The organism is Vicingus serpentipes (assembly GCF_007993035.1).
Classification (GTDB): domain Bacteria; phylum Bacteroidota; class Bacteroidia; order Flavobacteriales_E; family Vicingaceae; genus Vicingus; species Vicingus serpentipes.
Genome location: NZ_VOOS01000003.1, coordinates 453,083 through 470,552 on the forward strand (window position 1 = coordinate 453,083; position 17,470 = coordinate 470,552).

Genomic DNA, 17,470 nt, shown 5'->3' on the forward strand with positions numbered 1-17,470 from the left:
TTTAATAGTTAAATTCGGAACTAATAAAATTTACTTTTTTTGAAACATTTTCTTTTCATATTATTTTCTTTTATAATGTTTGGTTTGTTAGCTCAACAGCCTTCAGATAATATTAATCTAAAGAAAATAAAAAAGGACTATCTAGAGGGATTAATCAATAAAAAAGTAAATGATATTAGGGTTTCTAAATCTTTAAAACCCTTAAAAAATGACGAAATTCTTAAATTAACAGCAGCTGACCAATCTGATTATATTTTAAAATCGGGGAAAATAGCTCATGACCAGCCAAATAAAAAGAAAGCTACACCTTTTGATAGAGTACTTTTTTATGAAGGTATGCATAGTGAAGTTGGTGAAAATTGTATGCAAACAATGCTTGGAGCAAAAGTTAAAGTTGCAGGACAAAGTAAGCGAGTAACTCTTAAATCTTATGATAATGTAGCTGAAGCAATTGTGTCTGCATGGATAGCTGCTAAAGAGAGCCCAGAGGTAATTTTTAATCAAAACTACTACAATGTAGGTACTTCAATAAGTGTAGATGTTAAAACTAAAAAAATAATTGCAACTCAAGTTTATGGTTCTGAACCTTTTATTTTGCCAGCAGATGAAAAAGCAGTAAAAGATGATTATAAAATTCAACCATACAACCGTGAAAAATGTGCTGATTTGGATAAAAATTTTCCTTATCTACCTGAGTTAATGTCTGATAATATATACTTTAAAAATGGTGAAATTTATTTTTATTTCCATGATTTAGAATTGTTTAAAGCAATTATGAAATCTTCTAATGATGCAATTGCCTTAGATGTAATTTCTCGTGACCAATATAAATGTGAAACTGGTAATCGATATTATCCATCTAAAATTCATAAAGGTGTTTTATTACCTCCAATATCTAAAGGACAATTATTAAGCAAAAATGAATTGAAAGATGAAGGGGAAGTTGAGGTTTCTCTAGGACCTATACCTGCATTTGTAGACACGAATAATGTTGAGTTTACACTTTTAATTATACAAGCTAATTGCCTTTGTCAAACAATTGTATATAATAGTTTAGGAGGTGAAAATTTACGTTCGCTTGATTTAGGGTTTTTAGTTGATACACTTTCTGTAAGTAATCAAGCAGACTCTATTCTTAATCAATTAACCTTTACCGTTCCTTTTGAACGAAATAAATCTGAATACAAAAATGAAGATATAAAGCCATTCCTAGATTCAATTAGTTTAAATCGTTATGATTTAAAAAAGATAGAAATTGTAGCTTATTCATCTATTGAAGGGAGTGAAAAAGAGAATAAGATTTTACAAAATAAACGAGCAAATAGTATCCTTAAAGCAATTAAAAATTATAAGATACAAGATGTAGAAACAAAAATTACAACTCAAGAAAATTGGGAAGGATTCTATAATTCCTTAAAAGGCTCACCTTACGAAGAAGAATTGTTGAAATTAAGTAAAGAAGAGATTAAAAAAATAGTAAACTCTGATACGCTGACTTATAATTTAGAGCCTTATTTAGAAGATCAACGTAAAGCTAAAATTTACCTCACAGTGGAAAAGATATTTATGGATTCGGCTTTGTATAACGTCTTAATTCCACGGTTTCAAAAATCTATAAAGACTAAAGATTTTGCTAAAGCAAGGGTTTATCAATCATTATTGTTTAATGGTGTTAAAAAAGGTAAAGTAAATATTGAAGATGTTCTTAAAATTAAAATTCCTCATATTAAAGAAAATGTTGTTTTAAACAATAATCAAATTGCCTTTAGATGGTATTACACTAAAGTAGAAAATAGGGATAGTTTAAATAAATACTTGTTAAGAGATATAGAAACTCAATTGATTGTTGATCCTTCTAATACTTTTTTGAAGTATAATAAAACACTTTTAAAATTATTGTTATGGTCAGAAAAGTATGGCAGAGTTTCAGACCCAAAATATTTATTAAAAGATATCAAATCACTTTACAATACTGATATAGAGTCTTATAAGGTTCATCAATTACTATTGAATTTCCATATTATTTCTGCTGACTTTTACTATGAAACCAAAAAATTTAAAGAAAGGGATAAAGCGCTAACAGAAGTAAAAAAGATATTATTACAGTCTCAATTAAATCGAGATCAAGTGCTTAAAATAGTTAATTATTTTACTTTCCAAATGAGAATTGATTGGGCCATAGAGTTAATGAAACCTTGGGCAGAACGTGCAAAAATTGATGAAGATTTTTTATTTACATTTTTAACGGTTGCTATTTATAATAAAGAGCTGGTTACGGTTGAGGAATACGAAAATTTTATGCTACGAGCTAAAGACATGAATCAAAAACGTTTTTGTGAATTGTTTGGCTACCCAAATATGAGTTTTCAGATGTTGAATGATTTATCTGTTAAAAAAATATATTGCAACACATGTAATTAATGAAATTCGTAAAAAACGATAAAAAAGTAATTAATGCTTGGACTTTTTACGATTGGGCTAACTCAGTATATCCATTAGTTATAACCTCTGCGATATTCCCAATTTTTTATGAGAATGTAGTTTCTGAACAGGTTAGTTTTTTTGGATATAACCTAGTTAATACCGAGTTGTATTCATATGTAGTTTCACTTTCATTTATAATTGTAGCATTAATTTCACCAATTTTATCAGGTATTGCTGATTATTCAGGGAAGAAAAAAGCCTTTTTGAAATTCTTTTGTTACTTGGGTGCTTCATCATGCATGAGTCTATATTTTTTCAATGCTGATTATATTGAATTAAGTATGGTTTCTGTTTTATTGGCTAGTGTTGGCTTTTGGGGGAGTTTAGTTTTTTATAATGCTTATTTACCTGAAATTGCAACCCCTGATTTACATGATAAGATTAGCGCTAAAGGATTTTCAAGAGGTTATATTGGGAGTTCTATCTTATTAATTATTTGTTTGGTTTTAATACAAGTATTAGATGTTAATGCTAAGTATTCATTTGTTTTAACTGGATTATGGTGGATAGGTTTTAGTCAGATAACCTATGCGAGATTACCTAATAACATATATGGTCATAAACCTAGAGGTAATATATTATTTAAGGGCTATCGAGAACTTATAGTAGTTTGGATACAATTGAAAGATAATATTAGTTTAACGAGATACTTATCGGCATTTTTCATTTACAGTATGGGGGTTCAAACTGTAATGATTATGGCTATATTTTTTGGTACAAAAGAAATTGCATGGGATGATGAAGCATCAAAAACAACAGGCCTCATTATAAGTGTTTTAATTATTCAATTTATTGCTATTCCTGGAGCTTATTTAATGGCTTATTTATCTGGTAAAATTGGAAACATAAAGGTAATAGCAATAAATATTTTTATTTGGATTGGTATCTGTATTGCTGCTTATAGTTTTGTATCTCAACCTATTCATTTTTATTTTATCGCAGCTGTAGTTGGTTTTGTCATGGGAGGTATTCAATCATTATCTCGTTCAACTTATTCTAAATTATTACCTAAAACTGAAGATCATACTTCTTTTTTTAGTTTTTACGATGTGTCTGAAAAAATTGCAATCGTTTTAGGAACTTTTGCATATGGATTTATTGAAGGTCTAACAGGAGATATGAGACAATCTATTTTAGCTATAGTATTGTTTTTTATTGTTGGTTTTTTAATGTTACTTAGAATTCCTAAAAGCAAAGCTTTAAACTAAATAATTTTTAACTTCGCTAAAAAAAAACGATTTGGAAAATAATAATAATATTTACGACATTACTATTGTTGGAGGAGGTATAGTAGGAGCCGCAACAGCTTATAAGCTTCAAATTAAATATCCTAATCTCAAAATAATCTTAATAGAGAAGGAGCCACATTTAGCTGAGCATCAGACTGGAAATAATTCTGGGGTAATTCATTCAGGGTTGTATTATAAACCTGGCTCAGCAAAAGCTAAAACATGTGTAGACGGACGTAAACAACTTGTAAAATTTGCACAAGAATATAATATTAAGCATGAAGTCTGTGGTAAAGTTGTAGCAGCTGTAGATGAATCTGAAACGGAATTTTTAAATAAAATATTTGAAAATGGTATAGCAAACAATACCGAAGGAATTGAAAAAATTAATGCTGATCAATTAAAAGAAATTGAGCCTTATGTGAAAAGTATTGGAGGAATTTGGGTTCCTTGTACAGGGATCATAGATTTTAGAGGTACTACAGAAAAATTTGCTGAATTATTATTAGCTAAACAATCAAATAGTAAAGTTGTTCTTGGCGAAGAAGTTTTAGACTATGTTAACAAAGGAGAATTTACAGAAGTAATTACTTCAAAAAATAAATATCAAACAAAATACATGATTTTTTGTGGTGGATTACAAGCTGATCGACTTGCCAAAAAAGATGGTGTAAAATTAAAGGAAAAAGTAGTTGGCTTTAGAGGCGATTATTATGATTTAACCGATCAAGCAAAGCATAAAGTAAAGAATTTGATTTATCCTGTTCCTAATCCAGCTTTTCCATTCTTAGGAGTTCATTTTACTAGAATGGTAAATGGAGATATTGAATGTGGGCCAAATGCTGTGTTTACTTTTAAAAGAGAGGGTTATGGTAAAACAGATTTTGATTTAAAAGATACAATAGATGCTTTATCTTACAAAGGTACTTGGAATCTTCTCTTAAATAATTTTGGATTTGCTTATAACGAATATAGAAGAGCTTTTTCTAAGAAGTTATTTTTACAAACCTTGCAACGCTTAATCCCTTCGCTTACAATGGATGATATTAAACCTGGAAGAGCTGGTGTTAGAGCAATGTTATTGAATGAACAAGGAGATACAAAAGATGATTTTAGAATTGAATACAAGGATAAAAGTATTCATGTTTTAAATGCACCATCACCTGCAGCAACAGCTTGTATGGCTATTGGAGATCAAATTGCTGAAATGGCAAAAACACATTTCCACTTAAATTAGATTTATGGATTATTTTTCAACTACTGAAATAATAGGTTACTTAGCATCGTTACTAGTACTTGTTTCTTTTTTAATGCGAAATGTAAATAAGCTTAGAATATTAAACACGATAGGGTGTATGGTGTTTATAGTTTATGGAATTCTTTTAGGATGGTCAATTCCGATTATTATAACCAATGCAGCCATTGTTTTAATAAACGGATACTATTTACTTAAAAGAAATAAAGTTATTATTGAGTAACTTGGTATTTATCTTTAAATCCTGTCCAATTCCAAATAAAACAATCAATTGCATCATCTAATCGTTTTAAAAACATAGGATTTGGACTTTTCATGTTTTTAAAATATTCATCTTGAAATTGGTTCAATTCATATTTTCCAAAAATAGCTTTTGAAATACCATAAACTGTATTTTTAGATGGTAGGTTAACTTTAGCAATATAATTTTGATAATCTTTAATCAATCCTTCTAATCTTTCTTTTTCTACGCCAAATACTTTGGCTAATTGTGAATAAATTAAATCTAACATTCTGTCATCCTGGCAATTATTAAATTGTTCTGGGATAAATTGAAGATTAGCAGCTATTATTATTAATAAGAATTTTTCAGAATTATTTTCAGAAATATTTGGACAAGCAACAAATTCAGGGGAATCATTAATTATTCCAGCAATTTCTGGAAATCCTTTTTCAATCGTATCTAAAAGGTTATTTATGAAAATATTTGAAGCAGTTTCTTCTTTAATTTTTTTCTTACCAAAGATTGTAAACATAAGCTACTTAATTTAACAGTTAATACAAATTTAAAATATAGAGGATGTTATATTAACCTAACTAAATATGCTTTTCAACAAAGTTATTAACCATTTTGTCGATTTTGTTAATAAACTGAATAAAGAAGATAAATTAGTGTAAAAAAATAAAAGCTCCATTTAGGAGCTTTTATTTTTTTTAATAGTTAGTTTTTTATTTTTTGAAAATATACCTAGTAATAAAAATACCTTGACCATCTCCTTTTCCAGCATCACTTTCAACACCACTAACAACGGTAAATAATTCCCATCCTTCTTTAGCTAAAGAATTAAGCATAGAAGTTGCTAGAGCGTCATTTGAAGCTACATTTTGGAAGTTAATTCCGGCCATACTAAAAAAGTTTAACATTTTTGTTTCGGAAAACTTATCAACTTTTGCGTCACCACGTTTTACATCTCCTTGTTCACTTTTTTTACCATCTGTTCTTTCTGTAGTAAATTGTTCATAATCTATTTCTGTTCCATTTTCAATAATTCTAGAACGTCCTATCCCACCAGGAACAATAGATTCAATAGTTGTAATAATTTTAAATTGTGCCTGAGCATTTACTTCACAAATTACACTACCTAAAAGGAAAGCTGCAATAATTAATTTTTTCATTTGGTTTGGTTTTAATTAATAATCACAACAAAATACAAATATTATACCGTAATTAAACTAAAACTTTGTTTTTTATAGTAGATCCTTCGTAAACGTTTAGGGCATGTCTTAAACATTCTATTGCCTTTTTTAAAGAGTCAACATTTAAAACATATGCAAGTCTAACTTCTTTTTCCCCTAAACCTTTTGTGGCATAAAAACCTGCAGCAGGAGCCAACATTACAGTTTGGTTGTTGTATTCAAATTCTTCTAATAACCATTGGCAGAATTTCTCAGCATTATCTACTGGTAATTCAGCTACAGCATAGAATGCACCACCAGGATTCGGACATTTCACACCTTCAATTGAATTTAATCCTTCAATTAAGACATCTCTTCTGTTTACATATTCGTTGATAACATTGTCAAAATAACTTTGAGGTGTATTTAATGCAGCTTCACCAGCAATTTGCCCCATAGTTGGGGGGCTTAATCTTGCTTGAGCATATTTTAGAGCAACAGCAAGTAATTCTTTATTCTTAGTAAGAAATGCACCAATTCTAGCTCCACACATACTGTAGCGCTTAGAAACTGAATCAATAACTATTGAATTATTTTCAATTCCAGTTAAATTAAAAACTGAATGATGAGTTTTACCATCGTAACAAAATTCTCTATAAACTTCATCTGATATTAAATAAAGATCATGTTTTTTAACAATATCTCTGAGTGTTTCTAGTTCTTCTTTTGAGTACAAGTAGCCAGTAGGGTTTCCAGGGTTACAAATTAAAATTGCTTTTGTTTTAGGTGTTATTAATTTTTCAAAATCAGCAATAGGAGGTAAAGCAAATCCATTATCAATGTTAGATGTTACAGGCACAACTTTAACTCCAGCAGTTTTTGAAAAACCATTGTAATTTGCATAAAAAGGTTCAGGAATGATAACTTCATCCCCTTCATTCATACAAGAATAAAAAGCAAATAATAACGCTTCTGATCCACCAGTAGTAACTAATATATTATCTGTAGTAACGTTAAAATTTAACTTATTGTAATATTCAGCTAAACCAGTTCTGTAACCAATACCACCTGCAGAATGACTATATTCTATTACTTTTCTATCTATAATACGTAAAGCATCTATAGCAACTTGAGGTGTTTCAATATCTGGTTGGCCAATATTTAAATGGTAAACAACTCTTCCTTTGTTGTTAGCAATTTCTGCATATGGTACCAATTTACGTATTGGTGATTCAGGCATTTCATTGCCTCTATTAGATGTATGTGGCATATTTTTAATTGAAAAATTCTCGCCAAAATTACTAAGAACTTTTCTAAATAAGAGTTAGTTGTTATGATGAATGATGAATGAATGGAAAAATAGTTTAAATTTAGAATACCTAATAGATTAAATATGTCATTCAATAGCCATAATTCTGATAATATCGAAATTAAACCTCGCTTTAAATTAATCTCTAGTTTTTCTGAAAAAGATATTTTGGATAAAATAAAATTGGCTATTCCTGAACAGGATAAAATAGAGGGAATAGCCAAAGGAAATCATGTTTTTTTAAATATTCCAGCTCATAATCAACATTACTGGTCTCCATCTATGGAAGTAATAGTGGAAGAATATGATGATGATATAAATAAAACAAGTATAAGGTGTCTTTTAGGGCCTCGACAAACCGTATGGATGATGTTGATGTTTTTTTATATTGCGGTTGGTGTACTTGGTTTTTTTGGAGGGATTTATGGTTTGGCAAAATGGAACTTAGGTAAAGAAACTATGCTCTTGTGGACAATGCCTTTAGCTTTGATTTTATTTGCTTTAATCTATTTTACTGCTAAATATGGTCAGCGAAAAGGAAGGGATCAAATGTTGTATTTGGTTAGTTTTCTTTATCATTCAATTGATGACAAAGAAATAATAAGGCTTTAGTTTGAATTATATTTTGCTTTAGTTTCTTTTGATGCTTTAACTGTTCCTTTAAAAATAATCGTTTTGTTTATTTTTAAGTTGTTATTTTCTTTTGAAAGGAAAGTTAAATGAATAGGTCTTTCTTGAAAACCAATTTTATCTTTAGTATCGAAATGAACAATTATTTTGTAGGGCTTATTTGGAGTGATGTTTTCTTTAGGAATTTCTACTGAAGTACAATCGCAATCAACTTTTGGAGAGATTAATTGTAATGGAATTTTTCCGTTATAAGTAAAATTATAGGTTAATGTAATTTGATGTCCTTCATCAACCTTCATAAATTTTTGAGTAGGTTTTTCAAAAATAATATTATCAGAAGTTTGAGAAAAAGAAAAGCCTGCTACTAAAAGTAGTAGCAGGCTTAAACTAAACTTAATAAAGTTACATAACATAACCTAACCTAATATCTTAATTTGCAACTGGAGCACCAGTAGCGTTCTCTTTTACTGGAGTTGTTTTAGGAGCAATAATATTTCCTTTAATTCTAATTACTTTAGTTGCTTCAGTAGCATTTGAAGTAATTGTAACTGACTTATTAATAGCACCTAATCTCTTAGTGTCATATTTTACCTTAATTACAGATTTTTCACCAGGTAAAATTGGTTCTTTTGGCCATGTTGGAACTGTACATCCACAACTTCCTCTAGAGTTTGAAATAATTAATGGTTCTTTACCAGTGTTAGTAAATACAAATTCTCTAACACCATCAGCACCTTGTTCAATTGTACCGTAGTCAATAACTTCAGTCTCAAATGTCATTACTGGTGCATTTGGGTTGTCAATAGTAGTTGCAGCAGCATCAACTTTAGTGTCTTGTGCTTGCATACCTATAATGGTACAAACAACTAACCCAAACGATAATAATACTTTTTTCATAGTTTTTAGTTTTAATTGATTTTTCGTAAACAAACTTATGGTTAATCTCTTTTGTAATAAATGTTATTAACACTTCTTTAACAAAATGAATATCAACACAACATCGATACTATCTAATATTATGCCAAATAATAATTTTCAGCATTATATTCTATTGAATCTTGCATCGTAAAATGTTACATTTGCTGACTTAAAAATACAATAGATTTTATAATTAATACACAAGTAATGGAGATTGCAAAAAACTATTCACCAAAAGATATAGAAAGTAAATGGTATGAATACTGGATGAAAAATGATTTTTTCAGCTCAGTTCCAGATGATAGAGAGCCATATACAATTGTAATTCCACCTCCAAATGTTACGGGTGTTTTACATATGGGGCATATGTTAAATAATACAATTCAAGATGTATTGATTAGAAAAGCGCGTATGGAAGGGAAGAATGCATGTTGGGTTCCTGGTACTGATCATGCATCTATTGCTACAGAATCAAAAGTGGTAAATCTTTTAAGAGAAAAAGGTATAAACAAAAGAGATATAGGAAGAGAAAAGTTTTTAGAACATGCATACGAATGGAAGGATAAGTATGGAGGTATTATACTTGATCAATTAAAAAGATTAGGAGCAAGTTGCGATTGGAATAGAACTCGTTTTACTATGGAACCTAAACTGAATGAAGCTGTAATTCATTCTTTTGTTGAGTTACATAAAAAAGGATACATATATAAAGATTGGAAGATTGTAAATTGGGATCCAACAGCCCAAACAACTTTATCTAATGAAGAAGTAATCCGTAAAGATGTTCAGTCTAAATTGTATCATGTTAAATATAAATTAGCTGATAGTGATGAATACATTGTAATAGCTACAACTCGTCCTGAAACAATAATGGGAGATAGTGCAGTATGTGTTCACCCAAAAGATGAACGTTACTTTCATTTACATGGTAAAAAAGTAATTGTTCCAATGGTTGGAAGAGAAGTGCCAATTATTTGTGATGATTATATAGATATTGAGTTTGGGACAGGAATGTTAAAAGTTACTCCAGCACATGATACAAATGATTATGAAATTGGACAACGTCATAATTTAGAAGTGATAGATACTTTTAATGATGATGGAACTATTAGTGAGGTTGCAGGAATATTCGTAGGAGAGGATCGTTTTGTTGTTCGTAAAAAAGTAGCTAAATTATTAGAAGAGAAAGGGCAGTTAGTTAAGGTTGAGGAAATTACAAATAATGTTGGTTTTTCAGAAAGAAATCCTGATACAGTAGTTGAGCCTAAATTGTCTCTTCAATGGTTCGTAAAGATGGATGAAATGGTAAAGCCAGCTTTAGAACATGTAATGAATGATGACATACAGTTTTATCCATCAAAATTTAAAAACACTTATAATCACTGGTTAGAGAATATTAGAGAGTGGCCAATTTCTCGTCAACTATGGTGGGGACAACAAATCCCCGCTTATTATTATAATGAAGTTAACGATTATGTTATTGCGGAGACTAAAGAAGAAGCTTTAGAGTTAGCTAAAATAGAGTCAGGTAATTCAAGTTTAAAGTTAGATGATTTAAGACAAGATGAAGATGTTGTAGATACATGGTTTTCTTCTTGGTTATGGCCAATTTCTGTATTTGATGGATTTGGAGAAGATAAAACAGAAATAGACTATTATTACCCAACTAATGTTTTGGTTACAGGTTGGGATATTATTTTCTTTTGGGTTGCTCGAATGATATTTGCAGGATATGAATTTAAAAATGAACAACCTTTTAAGGATGTTTATTTTACCGGGATGGTGAGAGATAAGCAGCGAAGAAAGATGAGTAAATCTCTAGGGAATTCTCCTGATGCCTTGGGTTTAATTGATACTTATGGTGCTGATAGTGTTCGTTTTGGGATGCTTTCATGTGCAGCTGCAGGTAATGATTTATTGTTTGATGAGTCTTTATTAGAACAAGGGGGTAAATTTTCAACTAAAATTTGGAATGCATTTAGATTGGTAAAAGGTTGGGAAGTTGATGAGTCATTAACACAGCCAGAAAGTGCTAAGATTGCTATTGAATGGTTCGATTCTAAATTAAATGGAACATTAATTTCTATTGAAGACAATTTTTCAAAATATAGGTTGTCAGATGCTTTAATGAGTACTTATAAATTAATATGGAACGACTTCTGTTCTTGGTACTTAGAATGTGTAAAGCCAGAGTACTTAAAGCCAATTGATAAAGCTACTCTTAAAGTTACTATTAACTATTTCGAACAACTATTAAAAGTATTGCATCCTTTTATGCCATTTGTAACGGAGGAGTTATGGCAAAATATTGAAGAAAGAAAAGAAGGTGAAACAATTATGTTGTTGGATTATCCAAAAACTGGTAAAGTTAATATGCATTTGTTAGCTGATTTTGAGTATACCACAAATGTTATTTCTGAAATAAGAACTTTACGTAAATCGAAAAATATAGCTAATAAAGACCAGATTGAATTATTGGTTAAGAAAAACGAAAATATTAATCTAGATTTAGATACTTTAGTTAGTAAATTAACTAATTTATCAAGCTTAACTTATGTTGATAATAAAGTTGATGGAGCTTTCTCATTTGTAGTAAAAAGTAATGAGTATTATATTCCTTTAGCAGGAAATGTTGATGTAGAGGCTGAAATTGAAAAGATTAAAGCTGAATTAGAATATGCAAAAGGGTCGTTAAATATTGCAAATAAAAAATTAAGTAACGAAAAATTTGTTTCAGGTGCACCAGAGCAAGTAGTAGCTGCAGAGCAAAAGAAAAAAATAGATGCTGAAGCTAAAATTAAAGTTTTAGAGGAGCAGTTGGCTAGTTTAAATTAAAGAAATCTTGTTTTAGCCTCTTTGTTTTTTGAATAAAATAATTTGTTAAATATTATTCGTCGAAATTAATTATTTGTTAATACTATAAAAAAAGCACATTAATGTGCTTTTTTTTATATATTCGGTGCAACTTTAATGTAGATATAGTAGTCTACTCTCAAAACATAAATTAAATTGAATAAAAATATGAAGAATATTTTCTTACTAGCCTTGCTAACTTTAGCAAATGTATTCACTTTTGCTCATGGGCATAAAAATTCTGAATCAGATTTTCATTTTACAGAAAATAAAGGTCAGATAAATAAAGTTGTTAAATATCATACAAAACTTCATGTTGGAGATATTTATTTTGAATCAAATGCATTTACATTTGACCTTTATTCTGAAGAAGACTTAAATCAGCTATACCAGAGGAGACATACGAAAAAAGGTAGAGAGCTTGCTGATGACTCTGAACTAATGTTAAGGAAAAATGTTTATAAAATGAATTTTGTAAATTCAAATTCATCAGTTTCGGTATCTGGGAATGAGGAAATGGAAGGAGTTAAAAATTATTTAAGAGGTAATGATCCTACAAAATGGGCTTCAGGTGTTAAGTCTTTCTATCATTTAAATTATAATAATATTTATGATAATATTGATGCAGAAGTTTATCCTAAAGATGATTTTTTGAAATATGATTTTATTGTAAAAGTAGGGGGTAATCCTAATGATATTCTTATAAACTATGAAGGTGTTTCATCTTTAAGTTTAAATAATGGTTCATTAGAAGTAGAGTTGCCAAATACGCATGTGAAAGAACTAGCACCAGTAGCTTATCAAACAATAAATGGGGTAAAAACCAATGTAAGATGTAAGTTTGTTTTAAATGGAAATAACGTTTCTTTTACATTTCCTGACGGATATAATACAAATGAAGAACTAATTATTGATCCAACTTGGGTGTTTTCAACTTTAACAGGCTCTACAGCTGATAACTGGGGGTTTACAGCAACTTACGATGATAATGGAAATTTTTATGGAGGAGGTATAGCATTTGCAAGTGGTTTTCCAACTACAGCAGGTGCTTATGATGTTTCTTTTGGAGGTGTAATAGATGCTGCAATTATAAAATATAATCCAACTGGAACTGCAAGAGTATATGCAACTTATTTAGGAGGCAGTAGAGCAGATCAGCCCCATAGTTTAGTAACAAATGCAGCAGGTGAACTTGTAATTTTAGGAGTAACAGCCTCTACTAATTTCCCTACAAGTCCAGGGGCATATAGTACTTCTCATAGTGGAGGTAATACTGTCAGTCCGAATTCAGCACAATTTACAGGAGGGTCTGATATTTTCGTTACTAAATTAAATGCAGCAGGAAATGCTTTAATAGGAAGTACATATATTGGAGGAAGTGGAAATGACGGTTTATCATTAAATACAAATTTAAACTTTAACTACTCTGATGAAAATAGAGGAGAGGTAGTAATTGATAATAATGGAGATATTTATATTGCTTCTACTTCAAACTCTACAAATTATCCTACAACTGCAGGTTGTCATCAACCAAATAGAGCAGGTAATTATGACGCTGTAGTTTCAAAATTTTCAGCAACTCTAGATGTTTTGCATTGGTCTACATATATGGGAGGTTCTAGCGGTGATGCTGGATATTCTATAAGGGTGAATGAGTCGAATAATACTGTGGCAGTATGTGGAGGTACAGTAAGTAATGATATTGGAACGACTCCGGGTGTTATAAAGCCTACTTATGGAGGTTCAACAGATGGGTATATTGGTGTTTTAAATAATGCAGATGGGTCATTAAATGCATTAACTTATATTGGTACAAATTCTTATGATCAAGCTTATATTTTAGAAGTAGATAAATTTGGTGATATTTTTGCAACTGGACAGTCAAAAGGTGCTTATCCTGTTTCTGGAGGAGTTTATAGTAATGCAAATTCACCTCAATTTATTCATAAAATGAGTGGTGATTTAACCACTACAGATTTTAGTACGGTTTTCGGTTCAGGCTCAAATACTGCCGTAGATATTTCTATTACAGCGTTTTTAGTTGATAATTGTAGTAATATTTATGTAGCAGGTTGGGGAGGGGGCTCTAACAATGAAGGGTCAACTACAGGTATGCCTGTAACTGCGAATGCAATAGATGGAACAACTGATGGTAGTGACTTTTATTTTATTGTATTAGAGAGAGATGCTCAAAGTTTATTGTATGGTACATACTTTGGGGATGCTTCTTCTGACGAACATGTTGATGGTGGTACTTCTCGTTTTGATAAGAAAGGAACAATTTACCAAGGCGTTTGTGCTGCTTGTGGAGGTGGTAATAATTTTCCTACTTCGCCTGGAGCATACTCTAGCACTAACGGATCCTCTAATTGTAATTTCGGAGCCATAAAAATTGGTTTAGATTTTCAAGGAGTTACTGCAAGCGCAATTGACCCAGGACCTCAAACACTTTGTAACCCTCCGTTTGATGTTAATTTTGATGCAGGAACAACTCCTCCACCTAATACTTATTGGGACTTTGGAGATGCAACAACTTTAGGGGTAGGGGTTGATTATACTCCAACACATACTTATGCTGATTCTGGTACTTATACGGTAATGTATGTAGCTATCGACTCTTCTTCATGTAATATTGCTGATACAGTATATTTCACTGTAGATGTTATCCAAACAGGAACATTGACGGCAAGTATAGATATACCTCCTTATGATCCTTGTACTGTTGGAGGACTAACTGTAGATTATAACTTTACAGGAACTGGAGCCGATTCTCTTTGGTGGGATATGGGTAATGGCACAACATATATTGATAGTGTTGACTTTAGTTATACTTATAACACACCTGGCACATACTATGTAGAGATGCAAGCCTATGAATTTGCATGTGGTGGATTTGTATCAATTAAGGATACTATAGATTTTAACCCAGTATTTACGTCTGTTACTGCAGTTGATCCTGGGCCTCAAACATTATGTAATCCACCTTTTGATGTGACTTTTGATGCAGGAGGAACACCTCCGAATACTTATTGGGATTTTGGAGATGGAACTACACTTGGAGTAGGAGTTGATTATAATCCAACTCACACTTATGCAGATTCTGGTACATATATAGTGATGTCTGTAGCAATTGATTCTAACTCTTGTAATTTTTCTGACACAGCTTATTTTACAGTAGACGTTATTCAAACAGGTACATTAGATGCTCAAATTAATATACCATCTTATGACCCGTGTTCTGTTGGTGGTTTAACTGTGAACTATAATTTCACAGGCTCTGGAGCAGATTCACTTTGGTGGGATATGGGTGATGGAACTACCTATAGTGATAGTGTTAACTTTAACTATATATATAATACTCCGGGTACTTATTATGTAGAGATGCAAGCTTATGAATTTGCATGTGGAGGGTTTGTTTCAATAATAGATACTATTGATTTTAACCCTGTATTTACATCTGTTACTGCAGTTGATCCAGGTGATCAAACAATATGTAATGCACCATTTAATGTAGATTTTGATGCTGGAGGTACTCCTGCAAATACATTTTGGGATTTTGGAGATGGAACAACATTAGGAATAGGTGTTGATTACACTCCAACACATACATATGCAGATACAGGCAGTTATGTTGTAATGTCAGTAGCAATTGATTCTTCAACATGTAATATTGCTGATACAGCATATTTTAATATTACTCTTATTCAACCAGCTGCGTTAGATGCACAAATCGTAATACCTGCTTATGATCCATGTACTACCGGTGGTTTAACTGTAGATTATTCATTTACAGGAGCAGGAGCAGATTCTTTATATTGGAATATGGGTGATGGCACAACTTATATTGATAGTGTTAATTTTAGCTATACTTATAATACTCCAGGAACATATTATGTAGAGATGCAAGCGTATGAATTTGCTTGTAGTACAAGTGCTACAATAATGGATACAATAGATTTTAATCCAGTGTTTACTTCAGTAACAGCAGTTGATCCAGGAGATCAAACGATATGTGCTGCTCCTTTTAATGTTGATTTTGACGCCGGAGGAACGCCTCCAAATACGTTTTGGGATTTTGGAGATGGAACAACATTAGGAATAGGTGTTGATTACACTCCAACACATACTTATGCAGATACAGGAAGTTATGTTGTAATGTCAGTTGCAATTGATTCGTCAACTTGTAATATTGCTGATACTGCGTATTTTAATATTTCAATAATTCAACCTGAGGAGTTAGACGCTCAATTTGTAATACCTCCTTATGATCCATGCCAATCTACTTTGAATGTCAATCTTAGTTTTACAGGAACTGGAGCTGATTCATTGTATTGGAATATGGGGAATGGAGATGTTTTTGTTAATGATCAAAATGTTAATTATACCTACACCACACCAGGTGAATTTATTATTGAACTACTTGCTTATGATTTTGATTGTAATGTTACTGAGTCAATTAGTGATACAGTACGTTTTTTCCCTACTAATGCACAAGTAAACACTTCAATCAACCCTAATGTTGATGTTTGTGGTTCTAATTTAGCTGTTAATTTTTCATCTGGAAATCCAGCTCCTCCTCAAAATTATTGGGATTTTGGAGATGGAAATACTTCAACAAGTATTGACCCAGTTCATACTTATTTAACTTCTGGTACTTATAATGGATTTTTTGTAGCAATTGATTCTAATACTTGTAATATTGCTGATACAATGTATTTCCCAATTACAGTGAATTTAATACCAGAGTTGAGTGTTAATTTTGAATATGTTCCGCCAGTTCCTTGTGAAGCAATAAATTATTCAGTTGAATTAGCTGCAAATGCAGAAGGAGCTGATTCTATTTATTGGACGATGGGTGATGGGACAGAATTTATTAATGACACAATAATTTCTTATGAATATGCTGGTCCGGGAACTTATGCAATTACTGTTACTTTATTTAAAGAAGGATGTGCTCCTAAAGTATTTTCTAATGGAGCAACTTTTATTGAGTTAGCTGAATCATCAGGTATTGTTCCTAATGTTTTTACACCTAATGGAGATGGCTTTAATGATGAATTAGTCTTTTTAGGAGTAGATAATACTGAGAATTATAGTATAAGAATTTTTAATAGATGGGGTCAAACAGTTTTTGAATCTACAGATGCTCAAGATAATTGGGACGGTAAAGGTTCAAATGATGGTACTTATTTTTATGAGTTGAGATATACGGATGTATGTAGTAATGAAGAAAAATTAGTTACCGGATATGTAACCCTAATTGGAAAGAATTAATTTTTTGTTAAATAATTGCATTAAAAAGAGAAAATCATTCGATTTTCTCTTTTTTTTTTAACTTAATTTGAATATTAAAAATATGTTTATATTTTAGATGATTAATATATAAAATGCTTTAAA

The 17,470-nt window shown here is 30.8% G+C and carries 12 protein-coding genes; 7 read left to right on the forward strand and 5 right to left on the reverse strand.

Going from position 1 to position 17,470, the window contains the following annotated elements:
• Window positions 1-39 precede the first annotated feature (39 nt).
• From FRY74_RS08425 to FRY74_RS08440, 4 genes are read left to right on the forward strand one after another with little or no spacing between them, the layout of a single operon-like run.
• The gene (locus FRY74_RS08425; protein WP_147100468.1) at window positions 40-2,421 is read left to right on the forward strand and encodes a CAP domain-containing protein; all 2,382 of its coding nucleotides are present in this window, start codon (window positions 40-42) and stop codon (window positions 2,419-2,421) included.
• Window positions 2,421-3,692: an MFS transporter gene (locus FRY74_RS08430; RefSeq protein WP_147100470.1), complete on the forward strand. Its 1,272-nt coding sequence runs from the start codon at window positions 2,421-2,423 to the stop codon at window positions 3,690-3,692. The genes FRY74_RS08425 and FRY74_RS08430 overlap by 1 nt, the downstream gene beginning before the upstream one ends.
• Before the next feature lie 31 nt (window positions 3,693-3,723).
• Window positions 3,724-4,950, forward strand: a complete 1,227-nt coding sequence (lhgO, locus tag FRY74_RS08435; protein WP_223265850.1) for an L-2-hydroxyglutarate oxidase — start codon at window positions 3,724-3,726, stop codon at window positions 4,948-4,950.
• Window positions 4,951-4,954: 4 nt separating this feature from the next.
• Window positions 4,955-5,191 carry a uroporphyrinogen decarboxylase gene (locus tag FRY74_RS08440; protein WP_147100471.1) on the forward strand — a complete coding sequence of 79 codons (237 nt, stop codon included), beginning with the start codon at window positions 4,955-4,957 and terminating at the stop codon, window positions 5,189-5,191.
• Here FRY74_RS08440 and FRY74_RS08445 read toward each other — a convergent pair.
• The 3 genes from FRY74_RS08445 to FRY74_RS08455 form a co-directional block, all read right to left on the reverse strand.
• Window positions 5,181-5,723, reverse strand: a complete 543-nt coding sequence (locus FRY74_RS08445; RefSeq protein ID WP_147100473.1) for a hypothetical protein — start codon at window positions 5,721-5,723, stop codon at window positions 5,181-5,183. The two genes, FRY74_RS08440 and FRY74_RS08445, sit on opposite strands and share 11 nt — an antisense overlap.
• A 193-nt stretch (window positions 5,724-5,916) precedes the next feature.
• Window positions 5,917-6,363 (reverse strand): hypothetical protein, encoded by a 447-nt coding sequence (locus tag FRY74_RS08450; RefSeq protein WP_147100475.1) that lies wholly within the window; start codon window positions 6,361-6,363, stop codon window positions 5,917-5,919.
• A 52-nt stretch (window positions 6,364-6,415) separates the two neighbouring features.
• A complete protein-coding gene (locus FRY74_RS08455; RefSeq protein WP_147100477.1) occupies window positions 6,416-7,633 on the reverse strand; it encodes a pyridoxal phosphate-dependent aminotransferase in 1,218 nt (405 codons plus the stop codon).
• A gap of 123 nt (window positions 7,634-7,756) precedes the next feature.
• Between FRY74_RS08455 and FRY74_RS08460 the strand changes: the two genes are divergently transcribed.
• A complete protein-coding gene (locus FRY74_RS08460; protein ID WP_147100479.1) occupies window positions 7,757-8,284 on the forward strand; it encodes an MFS transporter in 528 nt (175 codons plus the stop codon).
• Here FRY74_RS08460 and FRY74_RS08465 read toward each other — a convergent pair.
• Together FRY74_RS08465 and FRY74_RS08470 are read right to left on the reverse strand one after the other, a co-directional pair.
• Window positions 8,281-8,715, reverse strand: a complete 435-nt coding sequence (locus FRY74_RS08465) for a DUF1573 domain-containing protein (RefSeq protein ID WP_147100481.1) — start codon at window positions 8,713-8,715, stop codon at window positions 8,281-8,283. The two genes, FRY74_RS08460 and FRY74_RS08465, sit on opposite strands and share 4 nt — an antisense overlap.
• 16 nt (window positions 8,716-8,731) lie before the next feature.
• Window positions 8,732-9,199, reverse strand: a complete 468-nt coding sequence (locus tag FRY74_RS08470) for a DUF1573 domain-containing protein (RefSeq protein WP_147100483.1) — start codon at window positions 9,197-9,199, stop codon at window positions 8,732-8,734.
• A 228-nt stretch (window positions 9,200-9,427) separates the two neighbouring features.
• Between FRY74_RS08470 and FRY74_RS08475 the strand changes: the two genes are divergently transcribed.
• On the forward strand, window positions 9,428-12,055 hold the full coding sequence (locus FRY74_RS08475) for a valine--tRNA ligase (RefSeq protein WP_147100485.1): 2,628 nt from the start codon (window positions 9,428-9,430) through the stop codon (window positions 12,053-12,055).
• Between the two features lie 186 nt (window positions 12,056-12,241).
• Window positions 12,242-17,347 (forward strand): DUF7948 domain-containing protein, encoded by a 5,106-nt coding sequence (locus tag FRY74_RS08480; RefSeq protein ID WP_147100487.1) that lies wholly within the window; start codon window positions 12,242-12,244, stop codon window positions 17,345-17,347.
• Window positions 17,348-17,470: the final 123 nt, after the last annotated feature.

Excerpts from the sequence above, each read along its gene's own strand:
- FRY74_RS08430 (WP_147100470.1), top strand. The coding sequence starts at position 2,421 with ATGAAATTCGTAAAAAACGATAAAAAAGTAATTAATGCTTGGACTTTT.
- FRY74_RS08440 (WP_147100471.1), top strand. The coding sequence starts at position 4,955 with ATGGATTATTTTTCAACTACTGAAATAATAGGTTACTTAGCATCGTTA.
- FRY74_RS08445 (WP_147100473.1), bottom strand. The coding sequence starts at position 5,723 with ATGTTTACAATCTTTGGTAAGAAAAAAATTAAAGAAGAAACTGCTTCA.
- FRY74_RS08450 (WP_147100475.1), bottom strand. The coding sequence starts at position 6,363 with ATGAAAAAATTAATTATTGCAGCTTTCCTTTTAGGTAGTGTAATTTGT.
- FRY74_RS08455 (WP_147100477.1), bottom strand. The coding sequence starts at position 7,633 with ATGCCACATACATCTAATAGAGGCAATGAAATGCCTGAATCACCAATA.
- FRY74_RS08460 (WP_147100479.1), top strand. The coding sequence starts at position 7,757 with ATGTCATTCAATAGCCATAATTCTGATAATATCGAAATTAAACCTCGC.
- FRY74_RS08465 (WP_147100481.1), bottom strand. The coding sequence starts at position 8,715 with ATGTTATGTAACTTTATTAAGTTTAGTTTAAGCCTGCTACTACTTTTA.
- FRY74_RS08470 (WP_147100483.1), bottom strand. The coding sequence starts at position 9,199 with ATGAAAAAAGTATTATTATCGTTTGGGTTAGTTGTTTGTACCATTATA.
- FRY74_RS08475 (WP_147100485.1), top strand. The coding sequence starts at position 9,428 with ATGGAGATTGCAAAAAACTATTCACCAAAAGATATAGAAAGTAAATGG.
- FRY74_RS08480 (WP_147100487.1), top strand. The coding sequence starts at position 12,242 with ATGAAGAATATTTTCTTACTAGCCTTGCTAACTTTAGCAAATGTATTC.